Below are 20,600 nucleotides of genomic sequence, written 5' to 3'. Positions count from 1 at the left end.
ATTCAGCCGGAACAAAGGTTATAAATGCTAATTTTGAAAAACTGAACCATATCTTACAGATATACTGTTATTAAAAATATTTTGATCAGGGATAATTTGGCTATGCATCAGGACAAAAAAAGAGTGGTAGTAGGACTTTCCGGAGGAGTAGACAGTTCCGTGGCAGCCTACCTGCTAAAAGAGCAAGGGTATGAAGTAATCGGACTGTTCATGAAAAACTGGCACGATGAAACAGTGACCATATCCAATGAATGCCCCTGGGTAGAGGACAGCACCGATGCCATGCTGGTAGCCCAGAAACTTGGTATTCCTTTTCAGGCCATCGACCTGAGCGAGGAATATAGGGTCAGAATTGTCGATTACATGTTTTCGGAATATAAGGAAGGAAGAACTCCCAATCCTGATATCCTTTGCAACCGGGAAATTAAGTTTGATATTTTTTTAAAGGCAGCCATGAAACTCAAAGCAGATTTCGTTGCCACGGGGCACTACTGTCAAAAGGAGGTATTGGAAATCAATGGCAAGAATACCTACCGCTTACTTGCCGGAGCAGACCGCAATAAGGACCAAAGCTATTTTCTATGTCAATTAAACCAGGACCAACTGTCTAAAGCCCTTTTCCCAATCGGGCATCTGCAAAAAGCCGAAGTGAGGGAAATTGCAAGGGAGCTGCATCTGGTAACTGCCGATAAAAAAGACAGCCAAGGGCTTTGTTTTATCGGGAAAGTTAGATTGCCGGAATTTTTGCAGCAGCAACTGAAACCCGTAAAAGGGAAAATAATAGCCATACCTGCATCATCTCCGATCTATGAGAACAAAGGCATACCTGCAGGCTTTGCTCCAGAAGATATTGATCAGGAGGTTTTGGAGGAAAGCTGCATGGCTTATACCTACCGAGAAAGTGATGGTGAAATCGTAGGTGAACACAATGGAGCCCATTATTTCACGGTAGGTCAAAGGAAAGGCCTGAATGTAGGAGGTACGGGAAAACCCTTATTTGTAATTGCCACAGATACCCGGGAAAACATCATATATACCGGATTGGGGGAAGAACATCCGGGATTACTTCGCAATGGACTCTTCGTAAAATCAGCCGAAGTCCACTGGATAAGACCGGATAAAAGGCTTGAAGTGGGAGAAACTGCCCAATACCAGGCCAGAATCCGGTACCGGCAACCACTTTCAAATGCCACTTTGCTGATGAAAGCGGAGGGATTGTATGTGCTTTTCGAAAAAGCCCAAAGGGGAATTGCAGCGGGACAGTTTGTCGCCTGGTACGAAGACGATGAGGCCATAGGATCAGGTACCATTTCCTGACATGACACAACTCCCCATTCTTTATGAAGATGAAAATTACCTGGCCATCAACAAGCCGGTGGGGGTTTTGGTGCACAAAACCCCATTGGAAAGAGACCCTGAAGCCTTGTTTGCTGTCCAAATACTGAGCCAGCAAATGGGCTTCAAGGTTTATCCCTTGCACCGGATAGACCGGCCGACCTCGGGTATCCTGCTTTTTGCCAAAAATGCGCCGGCCGCCTCCAGACTGCAGCCGCAGTTTGCCGGCAGCTCGATAAAAAAATATTACCTGAGCATCGTCCGGGGATTTATGCCGGATGAACATGGCTTTATTGAGCAGCCCCTGGCCAAAGATCTGGAAAAGGATCTTCAGCCGGCTTTGACGGAATACTGGACCATGGCAAAAACAGAGATACCCTATGCTTCATCTAACAGGTATAGCTCAAGCAGGTACTCTCTGGTAAAAGTGTACCCCCATACCGGAAGGATGCACCAGATCAGGAGACATTTTGCCCACATCAGGCATTATGTAATAGGTGATACAACCCATGGGGACAATAAACAAAACAAATTCATCAAGCAGCACTATAAAAGGAGCCAGATGATGCTTCATGCCTGGAAAATGGAATTTGTGCATCCTTCCAACCAAGTGCTGGTAAAGATCGCTGCCAATCCTCCTGAACATTTTATACAAACCGCCAAAGTTTTGGGCCTTAGCTCGGATTCATTTGTTTACTAGTTTCTTTGGAATAAATTTATGTGTGAAATAAAAAATTAATATAAATGAAGAACAGACATTTTCTAATTTACTGTACATTCCTTCTCGGCTTTGTATCCATCCCCTCAAAGGCCCAGAAAGAAGCCATTGACCAAACCATTCAGCAGGCCGAAGCCCTGTCTCATTTTAAGTTTTTGGCCGCTGATGAGTTAATGGGAAGGGATCCCGCCAGGCCTGAAATAGATATTGCAGCGCTTTACATTGCCAATCAATTTGAGAAATACGGTGCCCGGCCCGTAGAGGGCTTAAACCGGTATTACCAGCATGTTCCTTTCATGTACTCCAGCCCTCCGGAAATTGGAGAAATCCATTGGAATCAGGACACATTAAACCATGGAGATGAACTCCTGGTACTGGGAGGCCAGGACATTTCCGGTGAATTTGAACTGGTAGTGGCCGGCTATGGACTGGAAGAGGACTATGAAGGCAAGGACGTGGCCGGTAAATGGGTAGTAGTCCGGGTGGGTGCTCCTGACAGACTATCTCCGGCCGAACTTTTTGCCGCAGGCAGGGAAAAGACAGCACTAGCGCAAGAAAAAGGGGCACTGGGATTGATCGAAATGTACAATGTGCCCACCACTCCCTGGAGTCTTTTGGTAAATTACCTGAATAAACCTCAAATGGGTCTGGACACCAACCCGGATGGGGACAAGGCTTTTCCCTATTTGTGGATGAAGGACCTGAGCAGCGAAATAATCAATGCCATGAATGCAGGTGCCAATACCATGAAAATTCAGGTCAGCGGTAAAATCAACAAAAAGATCACCGGAAAGAATGTGGTGGCCTTTATCCCGGGAACAGATGAAAAACTAAACGAGGAGTATATCATGTTATCTGCTCATTATGACCATTTGGGGATAGGAACAGCCAATGCGGAGGGAGATTCCATTTATAATGGTGCCAGAGACAATGCAGTGGGAACGGCTGCTTTGATACAGGCAGCTGACTATTTTGGCGAGCATCCACCCAAAAGGTCGGTACTTTTGTGTGCCTGGACGGCAGAGGAAAAAGGGTTGCTGGGGTCGGGGTATTTTGCCGATAATCCGCCATTAGACCTGTCAACTATCATTTTTAACCTAAATATTGACAATGCCGGATACAACGATACCAGTCTGGTAACGGTCATTGGTTTGGGAAGAACTTCTGCGGATCATCATATATCGGAAGCTGCAGAAGCATTTGGTCTAAATGCCCTTTCCGATCCGGCACCTGAACAAGGGCTATACGATCGCTCAGACAATGTGAATTTTGCCAAAAAGGGCATCCCCGCTCCTACCTTCAGCCTGGGTTTTACCGCTTTCGATCAGGATGTGGCGGCCCATTACCATCAGGTTACCGATCAGGTCGATAATTTTGACCTGGACTATGCCCTCAAGTATTGGAAATCCTTTATTCTTGCAGCGGAAAAAATTGCCAATGATCCCAATCAGCCGCTTTGGGTAACGGGGGATAAATATGAATCTGTTTCAAAAACTTTATATGGGGATTGAGTAGTGATTTGACAAAAAAAAATGGCGTCCTTCTCCGGTTAATTTCTGATAGGAGATCAGGTGAATTTGTTAAGGGTGTAAAACTTGGACTTCCTGCGGCAAACTACTTTTGCGAAGAGCCAGTGTTCGGGGCAGGCAAGACATGTATAGCCTGCCTCTTGTTTTCTGGGTACGATGGTCCTGGTGTTTGGGATAGATTGTATGAGACACTCCATCATAGCATATTCTGCCGGGGGCATCAGCAGATTATCGCGATGATTTCATGTAATTCTTTATTTCACGGATATATTCGGGGATCGGCATTTTTTCAATTTCAACTTTTGCCATTTTTTCTGCCTTAGATTCGCCATATTTTGGATAGTAACCAGAAAATTTATCTTCAAACAGCAAGGTATTGAAATCAGTAAAATCATACCAAATTTTCAGGGGGCTTCCCACTTTGGTAAGGCCTACCGTCTCAATAAACCAAGCCCACAAGCACTCAACTATTTTTTCAGGTTCGTCGTTATGATTTTTTATATCAAGTCCATTGATGTCTGAAATAGCCTTCATATAATCGTAAGGCTTTGTTTCAAGAATCAGGAACTCTTTTTCTGATAAATCTACACTATAATTTCGAGACCCGTAGTCCAAACCAAGTTCAAAGGGCATATTTAGCCGATAGAATTCTTTCGACTTGCTAGATTGTAATCGGGATAAATCGTGTATACTGTATTTGGACTCCTTTATTAATTCTAATAATTTTTCAAGTCTTGGCTTTCCTGAGTCAGACTTTTCAAGTGTAATTCGTGGATTGAAATTAAAATTGACAACAGTAAAAATAAGTGGCCTAAACAACGGCAAATAATCCTTATCGAAAGGGCAATTTATAAAGATGTTTTTTTCGAAATCCTTTTCCCTCATTTACCGTTTTTATCAATAGGCGAAAAAGGCTCGTTTACATAAGAATTCCGATTTTGTACAGTACCATCTTTCTTATGGATATACAACTCGGTTTTTTCACCACGACTGATGGTTTTTCCATATTTTACCGCTTCTTCTTTGGTATCAAAGCTTCTCAATGCTCTAGCAGCTCCAGATTTTCTAACTGACCAACCATGATCTTTAGATGGAATAACGTGATTTGATTTTCTTGCCATGTTTTTAATTTTCAATCCAATTTAAATATACGAAAAGTTATAATCAGTAGTTCCGTGTTATTGAATATTTTCCAGTAGGACAATTCACCATAATTTTTGTCTCTGTGTCGACTGCGAACCGTTGTTTGTAGGGCTATAGTATGGCATTCCCATTTTACATGGCTTCCATTACAGAAACCCTTTCATAACCTACCGATGACGTATTTGTTAAATACCTGTAAATCAATGTGTTGAAAAACAAACAATATCATCCTGATTTGTGTAATTTCTAAATGTTAAGCCTACCTGTGAAGTAATTGAATCAGTTGCTTTTATAAAGAAGAAACCCTAAAAAATCTGTTAGATAAAGAAGAGATAAATTTTAATAAGAAAAGCGCGCTGGCCCGACAAAAACCGGCCTGTCCTGAATTTTCTCAGGAGGTGCGCAGGAGGCTTGTGGGGAGAAGGATTTTTTTGTTCCCGATGAAAAATCGGGACAAAAAGTACAATAGAAACAAGCTAAAATACCATAAACAGCCTATGACTCACCATTATCCATAAAAAATGAGAATTTTATATTCCCATATAATGCAAAAAACCTATCGTCATCACGATTTCTGCGTTTAAAAAAAGTTAATTCTGGGAATAACAGTTTTATGATTAAATTAAGCCGAATTTACAATAACAATACATGCACCCTATACTAACCCGGTACCCTATGAAAAACCACCTCCATTTTTCAACATACTACCTTATTATCCTTTGTTTCCTGGCTTATTTCGGGACTGCCTGTACGCAAAAAACCAAACCGGAAGGTGCCGGGGCTGACTGGGCAACGTATCTGGGTCACCCCAGCGGCAATCAGTACTCTGCGCTGGATCAAATAAATAGAAGTAATGTGGCACAATTAGAACTGGCATGGACGTATGGTACCGGTGAGGCTGCCAATTATCAGACGAATAACCTTATTGTGGACGGTTGGCTATACACAGCTACGCCACACAGCCGGGTTGTGGCGCTGGATGGGGCAACAGGTAAAGAACACTGGACATTTGATCCTTCGGATATTCACGAATCGCTTGCGGATGGGGATCAACGGGGGCTGATGTATTGGCATGATGGTGAAGTTGGGCGCATACTCACCATGAAAGGAAACCGGCTTTTTGCATTGAATGCCAAATCTGGTGCACTCATTCCTTCTTTTGGCGAAAATGGATCCATACACCTGGGTGAGGGGATGGACGTTTCGGGGAAACCGAATGTAACGCTCAATACCCCTGGGCAGATTTACAAGGACCTATTTATCATTGGAGCCAATGTAGGGGAAGATGTTCCTGGTGCAATACGTGCATTTGACATTCGTACCGGAAAGCGGAAGTGGATTTTTCACAGCTTGCCCCGACCGGGAGAATTTGGATCTGATACCTGGCCGGAAAACTATTTGGAAAGAACAGGAGGGGCATCTGACTGGTCAGGCCTTGCGATCGATATACCACGCGGCATAGTCTATGTATCCACCGAGACGGCCGGTCCTGATTTTTATGGAGGCGGCCGGTATGGAGAAAATTTATTTGCCAACTCACTCATTGCGCTCGATGCGAATACCGGAAAACGACTTTGGCACCAGCAACTCGTGCATCACGATCTTTGGGATATGGACATCCCCCAGGCACCGACCTTACTGACGGTAGAACACGAAGGTAATAAGGTGGATATTGTTGCTGTAGGTACAAAAATGGGGCTTTTGTTTGTGTTCGACAGGCTTACCGGAGAACCGCTTTGGCCGATTGAAGAACGATCACAAGCAGCCACTAAAATCGACGAAATTCAAACCTGGCCAACGCAACCTTTTCCAACAGCGCCGCCGCCATTGATGCGGCAGGAATATACAGCCGAGGACTTTTCGACCATTTCTCCCAGAGCGCAGCAAATGAGCAAAGAGGTATTCAATCAATCTGGAAATTACGGGGCCTACCCTCCCCCGAGTACGGAGCAAACGATCATGTTTCCGGGATACGATGGCGGCATGGAATGGGGTGGCGCTGCAGCAGACCCTGAGGGAATCCTGTATGCGAACGTAAATGAGATTCCCTGGTTTTACCAGTTGGTACCCACGAAAAAGGCAGATGGCAGCGCATTGCCTAACGGCGAAAAGCAATACCTGATCCATTGCGCCTCCTGTCATGGAACGGATCGCAAAGGCAATCCTGCCGGCGGCTTCCCTTCCCTCGAGGATGTGTCCAGCCGATTAGGCAGGGAAACGGTAATGCAGGTAATGAAAAAGGGAGGCGGACGTATGCCCGCTTTTGATCAGGTTTCGCAAGGGCGTCTGGACGCCATCGTATCATTCCTCTTTGATGAAGAACCGGTTGTTAGCTCAGAAATCGACCGGGATAAGCAAGGGCCGCCCTACGTCTTCCGCGGTTTCCAACGCTGGAACGATGAGGAAGGATATCCCGCCATCAAGCCGCCCTGGGGAACACTCAATGCGGTCGACCTGAATACCGGCACAATCAAATGGAAGGTGCCGCTGGGCGAACACGAAGAGCTGACCGAGCGCGGAGTCCCGGTAACCGGGACCGAAAATTACGGGGGCCCGGTCGTAACCGCCGGAGGGCTGCTGTTTATTGCCGCTACTGCTGATGCCAAAATCCGGGCTTTTGACAAAGACAATGGACAAGTACTCTGGGAATATCAGTTGCCTGCTGAAGGACATGCCACGCCCAGTGTATACGCGGTGAACGGCAAGCAGTACCTGGCCATCTCTGTAGGAGGCTCAAAACTAAAACCCCACCCTGAGGGGGCGGTGTTTGTATTTAGCCTTCCGGATTGATGCAGTTTTGATAATATGTCATTCTCTCGGGCGCAAGTTACAATCCGGTGAACCGCGACGTTTCGTTTTAGCGACTAGCCGGGATGAGGGGAAGCCACGATACCTGTTCCATTGGTACTTTGAAAACCTGAACCTGAGCTAATTAGCCCAGGTAAGGCTATTCGATTGTGGCATCGTTTTTATTTTTACCTGGATATTGGATTTATTTTTATTTGCCCACCCACAGATTTTAATACTTTCATTATGGTTTCAAATTGAGGCTTTGCACCACTTGATAATGCTTTGTATAAACTTGGTCTGCTCATTCCTGTTTCTTCCGCTATTTTTGACATGCCAATTGATTTTGCAATGTGGCCTAGTGCTTCAATAACGTCATCACTATCGCCCTCATCTAAAACTGTATTCAGGTACTCGGCAATCATTTCCTTGCTGTCCAGATAATCTGCTATATCGAATTTTGATGTTTCCATTTTTTACTTTTTAATACGTAACCAAATTTCTTTTGCTTTTTCGATGTCCTTTTGTTGAGTTGATTTTTCTCCACCGACAAGAAGGATAATTATTTTCCCATCTTTTTCCTTGAAGTATACTCTGTACCCCTTTGCATAGTTTATCCTCAATTCATTAATTCCGTCTCCTACTGGCTTCCAATCCCCAAAATGTTCATCATTTTCAAGTTTTTGGATTCTAAACAAAATCTTCGCTTTTGCCCTTAAATCCTTTAACTTTCTTAACCACTTGTCAAATTCAATAGTCTTTTCAATAAAATACATCTAATTTTTTGTATTCATTTGGATACAATATTACGTGATTTTTCTAAATTTAAAAAGTTGATTCGTATTTACCTGGACCTCTTAAAATGTGCCAAAACCTTCTCCGGCTTTGCGTTCAGACGGGTATCGAAGCATAAAGTGAATACCTTATTGGTGATCTAATAAGCATCATCTCCACCAACTCCTCCCCTTTTCTTTGAGCCTTCAAATTAACAATTTCGCATATGAGGCAAGCTTCATGATAACATTTATTTTGTAGGGCACCTTTGCCTGAATCACCTAAAAAAAACGTTCCAGAAGGAATAAGATGAGTTTATTGTCAAATATGGATTTGAGCAATTTAAGGATTAATGATATGACCAAGGATCCTGGCATAACCAAGTAGCCTATTAGGAAGATTGGGCTAAAGCCAAGGATGCTTGAATATCCTAATTGCCTACAGCTAAAGCAGTAGGCAATTGATTATAAAATTTCAGGACCCATATGATTGCCCTCAATAGCCCATTCCTTTTGAGGACATCCCAACATTTCGGTTTTAGTCAAAATTACCTAAACAACGGATTAATACTCAATACCTACCAGGTAATTCCTAAAATTTGGCTAAAAGGAATAATACTGAAATAATATAAGCAATCAAGCCTGTTATCAAGTTAGAAATGAAATTATTGAAGGAGCGATGCCTGGAATGCTCAATTTGGCACACTTGACTACCGTAAGGCAAATTTCTTTTCAGTTCCTCATTTACCGTTTCGATTTTAGGTTTATTTCTCTGAGGTTGTTTTGCGACGGATTTGTCAAATTCAATGCAGCATTCGTCAAAAAGATAGAAAATTTCGGTAATTTTATTGGCAGTCAAAGTGATGTGAGTATAGTTAGTTTTTTGATTTTCAAACCTTTTAACAGAAAACCATGGCATTTTCTGTTTTTGCAATGTTTATTTAATAAAAGCCTAAATTAAATATGAAAAAATCCAATCAATATATTCTCTCAACAATTGTACTTATTTTAACCTTTTCTTGTACGTCCAACTCAGGGAGAGTTACTTCTATTGAAGGAATAAAAGTAGCGGGTGAAGAATTGATGCTTTCTGAAATAGCCGTATCTATCGAAGAAATTCCTTTGGAAACGCGTGATGATTTACTGGTCCAATACGTTGGTGCTATTACTAAGTCTGATAGGCATATTTATATTAAGGATAGGGATCGGATTATTAAATTTCGAATGGATGGTACCTATGAAGGTGTAGTGGCAAGGCAAGGCGAGGGTCCAGGGGAATATCTGGGTGCAAGGGGGATCAGTTACGATATTAATGGTGAAAGTTTACTCGTTGCTGCCCATTTTAACCAGGCCATATTAAAGTACGGCGAAGAAGGCGAGCTGCTTGGTTCTAAACATTTTCCTTACCCCTTCTACGTGAATGCGACGGACAATGGTATTTGGGTGCTATCTCATGGAGGATATATACAATCCAAAAATAACGGCAATCTACTAACAATAATGGGTTATCAGCTTGATAAAAATCTGAAAGTGACAGATTCAGTTCTTGTAAAGAAGATTCAACTTCCTGGTAACCATATAATGGGCTCTTATACTTATCAACAATACATAAGTTCGATTGAAGATAGGCTCTTTGTATATTTTGCGCCTATTATGAATGAAGATTTTTACAGAGATACCCTTTACCATCTCAAAAATAATAAACTGGAACCTTACAGAAAATTTGATTTATCCATTTTTGATGAAAAAAAAATAATTAATATTTTGGAAATTACAAGCAATGGTAATTTCTATTTCATTACATATCTTGCTTCAAATAATCAAATATCCATGTTGGTCTATGATATGTCAAAGAATGTAGGGTACGACTTAAAAAACGGCATTACAGCAGAAGATGGAAAATCTTATGTTCTAAATTCTTTTGGAGATGGGGACTATTTTTATATCAAAAGGGAGACGGATGAATCTGGACTTGAATTAAATCCGACAATTGTCCTGATCAAATTGAAAAAATAAAAGGGCTTTCTTTCACCTCAAATCCTTCCCGAATATCCCAATCAGGCAGGCGCAACCCACCATCCAGTGAACTGGGGCGGAGCAGTATGAACCGCAATGTAGGACTAACCCAGCTTGCTCGAATTAATCAGGAAGACCCTTACGTCGAGTGGTGAGAGCACTTCAACTTGAGCAATTTGGCTCATCGGGTGGGCTCGATATACCAGAACTAAGATTGCAAACCTCAGGCCAATCGAAAAATCCTCAATAATTTAACTTATCTAAGATTCTTTGAATTTCTTTATCCGACTTATCCAAACCTGATTTAAGTGAAAGAATTTTAATATTCATTTCCCTGAGTGCCTGAATTTGACTTCCTGGATTTAAAGTGCCAGCATCTAAATACATGTTAACATTTTTTTCTAATTCAATCTTTGAATTTTGGAAATTTATAATCTGATTTATTAAATCTTCCCTAGCATTACTTAAAAATTCACTAGTATCCACTTTCGCTACTTCAGGAATTTCTTTTTGGTTATTATAGGAATCCAATTCTCTTTTTGATTTCCTTAGTTCTGCAACTTCTTTTTCGAGAGATTTAATTTTGCTTGCATTAAAATCAATCGAATCTTTATTTATACTTTGATTAACATTTTTATAATTTCGGGAACATGAATCCAATAAATATTTTATTTTAACATTATTTTGATTAATAATCGAGTCTTTTTGAGCTTGAAGCATGATAATTTCTTGTGTCATCTCCGTAGGTTTCCACCATATTTCTTTATCTAGAAACTTTAATAATGTTGCTGATTGCTCATTAATATTTGAATTCCCGGTAACTCCATGATTAATAGCATTTATTCCGGATGCAGCTACAAATATTAAAAACCCATTAAATATCGTTAGAGTCCCACTAACCACATCAATTTTTTTGATTTTATACGAGCCCAAAAATGCAATGAATATTGAAAGGAAAAGTCCCAACCACTTATAATTATTTACAAGATCCAGTTCAAATACATTGCCAATTACATTGGTGAAGATCCAGACTGCAGTTGCGGCCCCACCTAAACTAAAAAAGGATTTTTGGTCATAGAATTCTCCAGTAATTAGTACATTATTCATTTCAAATACGTTTTGAAGAATGTTGTTTAATAATATATATTCCTTCTAAACCTAGTGATTTCTCTACAATAATTCAAACCTGACAGAAAATAAAACTATTGTAAAAGTAAATAAGGAAAGGAATCGAGATCATCCTATCGATGAGCCGGACATTCGGGGAGATATTGCGTGTCCCGATTCGGGAAGATAAATACGCTTAGTGCACCCGATTATCGAGACAAAACGTAAAAGCGGTTCCACAGGTCTTTTGCCTGCGGCCATCCGCTCGATTGGTCACTAAGGCTGTAAATATAATTTTTGTTTCAACTTGCTGATCAGAAATAAGATAGCAACACTTAAAACGAATAAGGGTAAGGCAATTTCTAATAGTACGATGTTTCTATTTGCTGTTTTTTGTTGGTAGGTGCTGGTTTTTCTTCCTGGTCTTCCGTCTTTTTCAGTTGTTCCTACAAATAGCATTGCCCATGGCAGTCGGACTTGGGTATTTCTCTATTGATACACAGCACTTTTGCAATAAAGTCCTGGTTGATTTTAAAGTCAACCAGGATTCCAACCCTTGTCAGGTGGGGTAGCATTAATGCCGTTACCATCAATATGGAAAACGCTTTTTTCAAACAGGCTTACTTTTCCTGCAAAAGTAATGAATTTTGTCGGTTCTTACAGCCCAATTCTGATTAGGAAGATCGCTTCGTCCCGTCTGAGGAGAAAGGGTTAGGTGTCCATGCTTTGCTACTACCTCAAAACCAGCCAAACCCGTTCATTCAGGCGGGTGCAACCCACAATCCAGTGAATTGGGGCGGAGCGTTAAGAAATGACCCCTTTGGGTCATTTTAGTGACGAGCCGGGATGCAGGGAAGCTTCGGGAAGACCCGTACGCTTGGTGGTGCGAGAGACTCAACCTGAGCCATTTGGCTCAGGTCGGGCTCGATTAGGTGAGGTTTTTCCTTTTTAAAGCTTTAAGGCTCATCATTTTGCTCTCTCCAAATGGAGTTATTTTCCAATAAACTTCAGTGTCATTAATGCTCCTCTTTTTATCACTTTTCTCTATAAGTCCAAGAGCTATCATTTGAACTTTTATTGTTTGAAAATCGGTTCCATTTATTTCAACATTTGCAGGTCTATGGTCTTTTTTATCCTTAATCTGCTCTCGAATTACTTTCACAATTTCATCTCTCAATCTTGGTTCAGATGCTTCATCAACCATCAAAGGTGAAAGTATGCTAAAGATCTCATCCCAAGTGAATTCTATGCTTCCATCGTTTGCCTTAACCATTGACTCCCAAGCCTTTTCCGTATAATGATATTTTAATTCAAATATATCTTCCCCTTGTTCAAGCCCTTCGGAGCCTGGGGGTGCAAAATTCTTTTGCTTATAAAGTCGGTTTTTTAATTCATCTACTTGTTTTCTCAAGTCTAATATTTCTTTACTACTATCTTCGCTAGTTAGATTATTAGCTCTAATCCAACCAATAGCAGGGTGCTTCTTAATCAATTTTATTATACTCCTACTTGCTACTGAACCAAGGTCTTGTGGGTTTTGAAAACTCTTGCACATTTTTTGTTGCACTAAGTCTAAAAATGCAGTCAGCTTCTTTAATTTCTCAGGGTCTTTATCTGTTTTTCCAACAGGAATTTCTTCTGGATTTGCAGGAGTAAAAGATATGACTGGGATTCCTTTACTAACTGCATATTGATACTCCATTTGAGTATAGCTGATTCCGTCACTATTTAAAGAACCGTATCTACCGCCAACAATCAGGAGATAGTAGTCACAAGAATCAATAAGCTCTTTGATAAGTGTCCATTGATCTTCATTAGCAGCAGGAAAGAGTTCCATACCGACAGGTGCAGTCAAGTTCTAGAAGTGCTTGAATTACTTCTTTCCGTTCCTCTACTAAGTCAACATATGTAGAGCTTATAAAAAATTGATATTTCTTTTCCATTTCTTTGTCTAATGTGAGCTAACGGTCAAGTATAGAGCAGTTTCGGATTTCAAGGCGATTACCTGTCAGCGACCACTAAAGGTATTTAAATGCACATACCTTTAACTTACAACCTCACCCGCCATTGCTCTTATACAATGTTACCAACTGCCATTAATTTAAAGTCAGATTTTAAAAACATGATTAAATGCCAATTCGGCTAATTTTTCGGTTCTCTCATTTATCTCGTTTTCATTCCATTCATTGGCATCATTTAAAATATTATCTATATAAATTGAAGCATTTAACAAAATTGGTTTTTTTGCTTCAAAATTCTTGTTTTCCAATCCCCCATTAGTTTTATTGTCGATATATACCAAATTTCCTATCCGGCCTACAAAGGAATCATGATTTGGCGCTTTTGAATTTGGATTTTGGGCAAGAATATGTTCGATAGTCATCAATTCATAGTCAATTGGCACGCCATTACCATTAAAATATTTGTCAATTTGCTTCAAAGTATATTGAATAGTTTTTTTATGTTTTGTAAATTTATTAGTGTACTTTAAATTTTTAAAGTTGGCTAAAAACTCATCGTAAGTAGGAAGCTTTCCCTTCATTTTCAATTGTAACTCCCTAATCACGGCTAATTGGTCTTGGTCAGATTTGCATGCAGTAAGTTTTCGAGCAAATGTAGAGTACATTGAAGCAATCCCTCCTGAAGAACGTTGTGAAGTTATTGCCGTGAAAACGTAATGGAATTTTTCTATCGAATTAAGACCTTCTCTGGTATATTTGTATTTTAAATTTTGAGCATTATAGTCTCTCATTATTGAAAGTACCATTGGAGTTTGTTGTGTTACTCCAAAATTTGAAAGTGCCTCAATAGAATCTCTTAATTCAGCTTCGTTTTTTGACCATTTCCTTAATTCTGAATCAAATATTGAAATATAAGTCTCTGAATCCTTCACCAAACCATTTAGAAATTCTTTTGAATTTTTTGGTTTAATAGTGCCTTTTAATTTTTTAAATAAGGACTTTTTTGTTGTGTAATCATATTTGGACAACCAAACATGTAGCATGAAAGTATCAAGATCAACATCAGCTGAGCTACTGTCGATGTCCCAGCGAATAAATAGTGACAAACCTATCCCTAAGGAAAAGATGAGTAATTACGACTATCATTAAAAGAATAAGAGTAAATATTATCCTCCCTTTTCCATAGCTGATCTTTTCTTGTTTTGAGAAAGGTAAAATTTAGGGCTCGATAAAAATTCGGCAAAGACCAATCCTGAGAAAAATATCAAGACCGTTAAGGCTGTTGGTTCGAATCCATATTTCCAGGTTGCTACGCTCACACCTACTACAAAAAATGACAATGTTATCAACCCATCAGTCTTCTTTATTCGTTCGATTCTATACTTTATGTATTGTGAAAGTTCGTTCATGTTCTGCGTTGACCCCAATGCACCACAACATTCCATAAAGTGCACCCTGCACTTTATTCGCCCAGTAATCCTAAGTCAATTTAACTTTGTTTTTACATTTGGTTAGATTTATTTGCCAAAAAACATACGGATTGAGGACAAATTCCCCCCTGAAAAATCAGGGCAGGCTTTGCCCCCTTTGAGAAAGGGGGATTTCGGTAAAGGTCAATTTCGTTTATAGTCGGATTTCTAGGTACGTTAATCCCGCCAGGATGCCGCAGAAACCTTCAAAATCAGGCAATGATATCCTTTACAACATTTCCCGCCACATCGGTGAGACGGAATCTTCTGCCCAGGTGTTTGTAGATTAATTTTTCATGGTCCAGTCCCAACTGATGCAAAAGGGTGGCCTGAAAGTCATGCACGTGCACCGGATTTTTGGTGATATTGTAGCCAAATTCATCTGTTTCTCCATAGACGATTCCCGGCTTGATACCGCCGCCTGCCATCCAGATGCTAAAGCACCTGGGGTGGTGGTCTCGCCCGTAGTTGTCTTTGGTCAATTCACCCTGGCTGAAGTTGGTTCGCCCAAATTCTCCACCCCATACCACAAGTGTTTCGTCAAGCAAACCCCTTTGTTTGAGATCTGTAACTAAAGCTGCCGAAGCCTGATCTACATCCATGGCCTGACCCGTTATTTCTTTGGGCAAATTGACATGCTGGTCCCAGCCCTGGTGGTACAATTGCACAAACCGAACACCTTCTTCAGAAAGTTTTCTTGCCAGCAGGCAGTTCGCCGCAAAGGTTCCTGGCTTTTTACAATCTTCCCCGTAAAGGTCTATAATACTTTGAGGTTCTTTGGAAATATCCAACACATCAGGCACCGTGGTTTGCATGCGGTAAGCCATTTCATATTGTTGAATTTTGGTATTGATCTCCGGATCATGAATTTCCTCATAAGACCACTGGTTCAATTGGGCCAGCTTATCCAGCATCTGTCGCCTGTCAAACCGGTTTAAACCTTTGGGATCATTGAGGTATAAAACCGGATCTTCTCCACTACTGAACTGAACGCCCTGATGAATGGAATCCAAAAAGCCGTTGGACCAGAGCTTGGAATACACCCCCTGGCTATTGCCTTCCCCCCTGGATATCAGTACAGTAAAGGAAGGAAGGTTTTGATTTTCACTTCCCAGGCCATAGCTCAACCAGGATCCCATGCTGGGTCTGTTGCCTTGTTGGGCTCCGGTTTGAAAGAAAGTTAATGCCGGATCATGGTTGATTGCCTCTGTATGCATGGATTTGATGATGCAGATATCATCGACGATTTTGGCTGTTTTTGGAAAAAGATCACTTACCCAGGCCCTTGATTCGCCATACTGTTTGAAATCCACGAAAGACCCTACCAAAGGTAGGGAAGCCTGATTTGCCGTAAAACCTGTCAGCCTTTGTCCATCTCTGATAGAAGCGGGTAAATCCTGCCCCTGCATTTCCCTAAGCTTGGGCTTGTAGTCAAAAGACTCCAATTGCGAGGGGGCACCGTTTTGGAAAAGATAGATGACGCGCTTTGCTTTAGGTGCGAAATCCGGTAAACCGGGTACACCTGATTCCAGGTCTTCAATTGATCGTGACCGATTAAAAAGATCCGGCATTAGCAGGGAACCTAAAGCCACGCTCCCGATTCCAAGGCTCAATTTGGATAAAAACCTTCTCCTGTTTCTGTTCAATCCGTATTCTAATAGTTCTTTTTCCATAAATCTAAGATCTGGTGATGGCTTCTTCCATGTTATACATGGTGGAGATTACCTGCATTAAGGCTGCTACGGCTACTTTATCCGCATTTTCGTCCACCGGATATTCGCCTATTGAAGCCAATGCTTCTGCGTCCTCCATTGCGATGCTTTCCAGCTTGTCCCTAAGATAGTTTAGCAGCAGTTCTACTTCTTTTGGTTTCGGTTTCCTGCATAGAATCAAGCGAAAAGCCTTGGTAATTTTTTCTGTTTGGGTGGAGTTTTCACTGAGCAAACGGGCTGCCAGTACCCTTGAGGCCTCAAGGACTGTTGGGTCATTGAGCATGACCAAAGCCTGCAAAGGGGTATTTGTAAAGGATCGCTCTGTCTCACACTGGTCCCTGTTGCTGGCGTCAAAGATGAGCATGGAGGGTGGTGGCACTGTCCTTTTCACAAATGTATACAAGCCTCTCCGGTACAGGTTATCTCCATGGTCCTGGGTATATTCAGCCAGGGTGGAGCCCCCTGCTGTCGCGGCCTCCCACAAACCGTCAGGCTGGTAAGGTTTCACACTCCGCCCTCCTATCTCCGGAACCAGAAGTCCGCTACTCGCAAGGACCATGTTACGAATAAATTCTGCCTTCAAATGGTGGCGAGAGGCTCTGGTGTAATACCTGTTTTCAGGATCTTTCTGCCTTTCCTTTTCATCTATCGCCACCGACTGCCTGTAGGTGGCAGACATCACCATTTGTTTGATAAGCCGTTTGATGTCCCATCCATTTTCCATAAAATCAATGGCCAGCCAATCCAACAATTCCGGATGACTGGGCAATTCTCCCTGCATACCAAAATCACTGGTCGTATTGACTATTCCTCTTCCAAAAAATTCCTTCCAGATCTTGTTCACAAAAACCCGCGCAGTCAGTGGGTTGCGCTCATCAAACAACCATTTGGCTAATCCAAGCCTGTTTTTTGGATATTTTGGATCAAAATTTAGAATTGATTCAGGAGTTGCTGGAAATACTTCTCTTCCGTATGCATTAAAAACGCCTCTTTCCAACACGTAATTGTTTCTAAGGGTATCCAGCTCACCCATTACCGAAACAATCAGTTTGCTGGTATCCTGTTTGTTGACAAAAGAAAGAATCCCTTCGGCATCCTCATCGGTAATCTCAATATATGGTTTCTTTGCATAGGACTCCGGAGTGCCTACCAATGGATCTATTGGAGCAGTAGAAGTCCTCAACTCATCGATATTATTAAAAAATGAAAACATCTCATAATAATCCTTTTGGGAGATGGGATCGAACTTGTGGTCGTGACAAGCCGCACATTCAAAGGTAATGCCTATGAGTGCTTTGCCAACGGTATTGGTCCTGTCTGTCACATAGGTGATCCTGTATTCTTCTTCATCTACAGCCCCTTCTTCGGTAATTTTATGGTTCCTATTAAACCCCGTGGCTAAAATCTGCTCTTTGGTGGGGTTCTCCAGAAGATCACCAGCCAGTTGCCAGGTAATAAAATCCTCAAAAGACAAATTTTCATTAAAGGCATGGATTACCCAATCCCGCCAGGGCCACTGGGTTCGGAAGTTATCCAATTGATAGCCATACGAGTCGGCATACCTGGATACATCCATCCAATAAACAGCCATTCGTTCTCCGTAGGAAGGCTGGGACAGCAGGTAATCAACCATCTCTTCATATGCCTCAGGATTATCATTTTCACTAAACCGATCCATCAAATCCAGATTTGGTGGCAATCCGGTCAGGTCAAAACTTAATCTCTTCAGCATATTTTCTTTTGAAGCCGGCTGGTTGGGATGCAATCCGATATCTTCCTGTTGCTTTAATATAAAATGATCTATCTCATTAACAGGCCAATTTTTGTCTTCTACCTCAGGGGCTGCAATGTATTGAGGGGCTTGAAAAGCCCAGTGTTTTTCATATACCGCCCCATCTTTTATCCAGGTTTTGATGAGCTCTATTTCCCTGTTTGTCAATTTGAGGTTGGACTCCGGAGGAGGCATCACCTGACTTTCATCGCTCGAGTTTACACGCAAAAAGACTTCTGATTGATGCGGTTTGCCAGGCACCAGGGCAAAAGCCCCTGGATTTTCTGAAAGGGCTTTGAATGCTTCACTTTCTATGTCTAACCTTAATCCGGCTTCCCTTGCATCGGAATCCGGTCCATGACAGGCAAAACAGTTGTCAGAAAGAATGGGCCTGATATGGAAATTATAGCTGACCTTATCGGGAAACTTTTCTGAAATCCCTATTTCACCTTCATTTGAAGTACAGCCTGCAAAGTACAGGGAGAACATCATGAAGAATACAGTACGAATAGTGCTGAATAATTTAATCATTCTCATTGGTATTACTACTCTTCTCTCTATCATATGGGCATGTAAAATCACGTAATTACAGATTGAGAGCATTATTGTTAATATAATAAGAACAGCAGGCACTTCAAAATTAACTTTTTTTAAAGGTTTATTTGTCAGGCAAGCAGCTTTCAAATTGCCTGCTGTTCCTTATAAATTTTGGGCTTATCCGGTTATTGAATACTACTTATCGGGTATCAATAGCCAGGATTCTGTTCCAAATTCCCAATTCTTATTTCTCTAAGTGGTATAGGAAACAAAAGCCGTTCGGTTGTAACATTATAACTCATTGCAGGTAAATATGATTCTCCGGCATAAAATTCCTTAAGGTATACCCCATTGGCATTCATAACATCAATAGCCCTATCCGTGCGCAACAGATCAAACCATCTTTTATTTTCAAATGCCAGTTCCACTCTGGTTTCACGTTCGATAATTTCCCGGAGCAGCTGCTGGTTGGTTTCGGTAACCGGATCTAAACCTGCTCTTTCTCTTACCTGATTGAGAAAGGGCAATGCATCTGCTGATTTTCCTTGCTCATTGAGTGCCTCGGCCATAGATAACAAAGCCTCTGAAAAGCGGTAAATAGGAAAGTTGTCATCCGTATTCCGTTCCAATGCATGGGGATTCTGGTATTTCTTTATGAATGGATAGGTCCTTTTCCCCGGAGTTGGTACATAGTCTACAGGAGATTTTAACTCATCGATAAACATGTTACCGATCTGACCAGTACCTTCTACAATACCGATGGAAGCAGGCAATCTTTCGTCTCCAGCCTCATAGGCCGCTATCATTTCAAACGTAGGCGTATTCCAGCCCCCTCCCTGAAGGTTTTGAGAGCTGATGCCGGTAATTAGACTTACATCTGCAGAAAGCGGTATAAACGGATAGAGGAAATCACTATTTTGTCCCTGGTTTCCTTGTTGATATTGTATTTCGAAAATGGATTCGATACTGTTTTTGTTGCTTAATTCGAACACTTCCCCATAATTGTCCAGCAAAGAATATCCCATTTGGATCACCTTTGAAAGTTCTGATTCTGCTTTCGGATAGTCTTTAATGGTCAGGTAAACATCTGCAAGCACCATTCTGGCTGCACCTTCATTTGCTCTTCCATTTTGGGGGAAGGAAACCGGATCCAGACGATTAGCAGCATTTTCTAAATCCTGAATTATTGCCTGATAAACTTCGTTTACAGAAGCTCTTGGAAGGTAGGCATCACCTGCGCCTTTTACAGCTGTTAAATACAGTGGCACTCCCCCAAAATACCTCACCAGATCAAAATACAACAAGGCTCTCAAAAAGCTGGCTTCTCCATATATTTGATCGATTTTTTCCTGACTCAAAGGAGCTTCTTCAACCTGATCTAAAATCTCGTTGGTCCGCGCAATTCCAATATAATCGGAATTGTATTTGTTAGCCACCAGACCACTGTTTACATCATCCATGAAAAAATCCGTATATTCTCTTTCTATATAGGCAGGCCCACGGTTGGTAATATTGAATTCCAGGTGGGTGTTATCCGATCTCATTTCTCCCATTGTCCAGGAGGCGATAGAGCCTTTGGCACCCCTCAATGAAGCATAGGCTCCCACCAGGGCCTGATTAAAATGATCTTCTGTTTTATAGAAATTTCCTGAGGTAATAGAACTCTCAGGCACCAGGTTCAGAAAATCTTCTGAACAGGAGCTCATTATCAGTATGGCAAGTATTGTTGCTATCTTTTTCAT

The 20,600-nt window shown here is 41.4% G+C and carries 15 protein-coding genes and 1 pseudogene; 5 read left to right on the top strand and 11 right to left on the bottom strand.

The genetic code is table 11. The features are described 5' to 3' along the window. Window positions 1–102: 102 nt before the first annotated feature. Genes mnmA through G9Q97_RS12205 form a run of 3 tightly spaced genes read left to right on the top strand, consistent with a single transcriptional unit; the run spans window position 103 to window position 3,564 of the window. Complete coding sequence (mnmA, locus tag G9Q97_RS12215; RefSeq protein WP_166147202.1) at window positions 103–1,317, top strand: tRNA 2-thiouridine(34) synthase MnmA; 1,215 nt, start codon at window positions 103–105, stop codon at window positions 1,315–1,317. Window position 1,318: 1 nt separating this feature from the next. Then, complete coding sequence (locus tag G9Q97_RS12210; protein ID WP_166147200.1) at window positions 1,319–2,035, top strand: pseudouridine synthase; 717 nt, start codon at window positions 1,319–1,321, stop codon at window positions 2,033–2,035. A gap of 44 nt (window positions 2,036–2,079) precedes the next feature. Further along, complete coding sequence (locus G9Q97_RS12205; RefSeq protein WP_166147199.1) at window positions 2,080–3,564, top strand: M28 family peptidase; 1,485 nt, start codon at window positions 2,080–2,082, stop codon at window positions 3,562–3,564. Window positions 3,565–3,810: 246 nt separating this feature from the next. Here G9Q97_RS12205 and G9Q97_RS12200 read toward each other — a convergent pair whose 3' ends face one another. Continuing rightward, window positions 3,811–4,467, bottom strand: coding sequence for a hypothetical protein (locus tag G9Q97_RS12200; RefSeq protein WP_166147197.1), 657 nt, complete (start codon window positions 4,465–4,467; stop codon window positions 3,811–3,813). Further along, entirely contained in the window at window positions 4,464–4,703 is a 240-nt protein-coding gene (locus tag G9Q97_RS12195) for a DUF2188 domain-containing protein (RefSeq protein WP_166147195.1), read from the bottom strand. The genes G9Q97_RS12200 and G9Q97_RS12195 overlap by 4 nt, the downstream gene beginning before the upstream one ends. Before the next feature lie 697 nt (window positions 4,704–5,400). On the opposite strand from G9Q97_RS12195, the gene G9Q97_RS12190 reads away from it, so the two are divergent. Further along, a complete protein-coding gene (locus tag G9Q97_RS12190; protein WP_166147193.1) occupies window positions 5,401–7,515 on the top strand; it encodes an outer membrane protein assembly factor BamB family protein in 2,115 nt (704 codons plus the stop codon). A gap of 185 nt (window positions 7,516–7,700) precedes the next feature. On the opposite strand, the gene G9Q97_RS12185 is transcribed toward G9Q97_RS12190, so the two are convergent. The 3 genes from G9Q97_RS12185 to G9Q97_RS24785 all read right to left on the bottom strand — a co-directional run bounded on the left by G9Q97_RS12185 (window position 7,701) and on the right by G9Q97_RS24785 (window position 9,219). Further along, window positions 7,701–7,985 carry an addiction module antidote protein gene (locus G9Q97_RS12185; RefSeq protein ID WP_166147191.1) on the bottom strand — a complete coding sequence of 95 codons (285 nt, stop codon included), beginning with the start codon at window positions 7,983–7,985 and terminating at the stop codon, window positions 7,701–7,703. A gap of 3 nt (window positions 7,986–7,988) precedes the next feature. Next, window positions 7,989–8,288: a type II toxin-antitoxin system RelE/ParE family toxin gene (locus tag G9Q97_RS12180; RefSeq protein ID WP_166147189.1), complete on the bottom strand. Its 300-nt coding sequence runs from the start codon at window positions 8,286–8,288 to the stop codon at window positions 7,989–7,991. 589 nt (window positions 8,289–8,877) lie between these two features. Beyond that, window positions 8,878–9,219 carry a hypothetical protein gene (locus G9Q97_RS24785; protein ID WP_222851986.1) on the bottom strand — a complete coding sequence of 114 codons (342 nt, stop codon included), beginning with the start codon at window positions 9,217–9,219 and terminating at the stop codon, window positions 8,878–8,880. A gap of 29 nt (window positions 9,220–9,248) precedes the next feature. On the opposite strand from G9Q97_RS24785, the gene G9Q97_RS12175 reads away from it, so the two are divergent. After that, window positions 9,249–10,301, top strand: coding sequence for a 6-bladed beta-propeller (locus G9Q97_RS12175; RefSeq protein WP_166147188.1), 1,053 nt, complete (start codon window positions 9,249–9,251; stop codon window positions 10,299–10,301). Window positions 10,302–10,544: 243 nt separating this feature from the next. Here the strand turns inward: G9Q97_RS12175 and G9Q97_RS12170 are convergent, their stop codons facing one another. From G9Q97_RS12170 to G9Q97_RS12145, 6 genes and pseudogenes are all read right to left on the bottom strand, one after another. After that, the gene (locus tag G9Q97_RS12170; protein WP_166147186.1) at window positions 10,545–11,408 is read right to left on the bottom strand and encodes a hypothetical protein; all 864 of its coding nucleotides are present in this window, start codon (window positions 11,406–11,408) and stop codon (window positions 10,545–10,547) included. A gap of 928 nt (window positions 11,409–12,336) precedes the next feature. After that, a pseudogene (locus G9Q97_RS12165) lies at window positions 12,337–13,351 on the bottom strand (DUF4062 domain-containing protein). Between the two features lie 164 nt (window positions 13,352–13,515). Continuing rightward, a complete protein-coding gene (locus G9Q97_RS12160; RefSeq protein WP_166147182.1) occupies window positions 13,516–14,412 on the bottom strand; it encodes an HNH endonuclease family protein in 897 nt (298 codons plus the stop codon). Window positions 14,413–15,050: 638 nt separating this feature from the next. Then, window positions 15,051–16,511 carry a DUF1501 domain-containing protein gene (locus G9Q97_RS12155; protein ID WP_166147180.1) on the bottom strand — a complete coding sequence of 487 codons (1,461 nt, stop codon included), beginning with the start codon at window positions 16,509–16,511 and terminating at the stop codon, window positions 15,051–15,053. Window positions 16,512–16,515: 4 nt separating this feature from the next. Beyond that, window positions 16,516–18,852: a PSD1 and planctomycete cytochrome C domain-containing protein gene (locus tag G9Q97_RS12150; RefSeq protein WP_166147179.1), complete on the bottom strand. Its 2,337-nt coding sequence runs from the start codon at window positions 18,850–18,852 to the stop codon at window positions 16,516–16,518. 215 nt (window positions 18,853–19,067) lie between these two features. Next, window positions 19,068–20,600, bottom strand: coding sequence for a RagB/SusD family nutrient uptake outer membrane protein (locus G9Q97_RS12145; protein WP_166147177.1), 1,533 nt, complete (start codon window positions 20,598–20,600; stop codon window positions 19,068–19,070).

It is taken from the genome of Cyclobacterium plantarum (assembly GCF_011290685.1).
Lineage (GTDB): Bacteria > Bacteroidota > Bacteroidia > Cytophagales > Cyclobacteriaceae > Cyclobacterium > Cyclobacterium plantarum.
The sequence above is the reverse complement of the archived record's forward strand: the minus strand, read 5'-3'. Positions and strand labels throughout refer to the sequence as shown.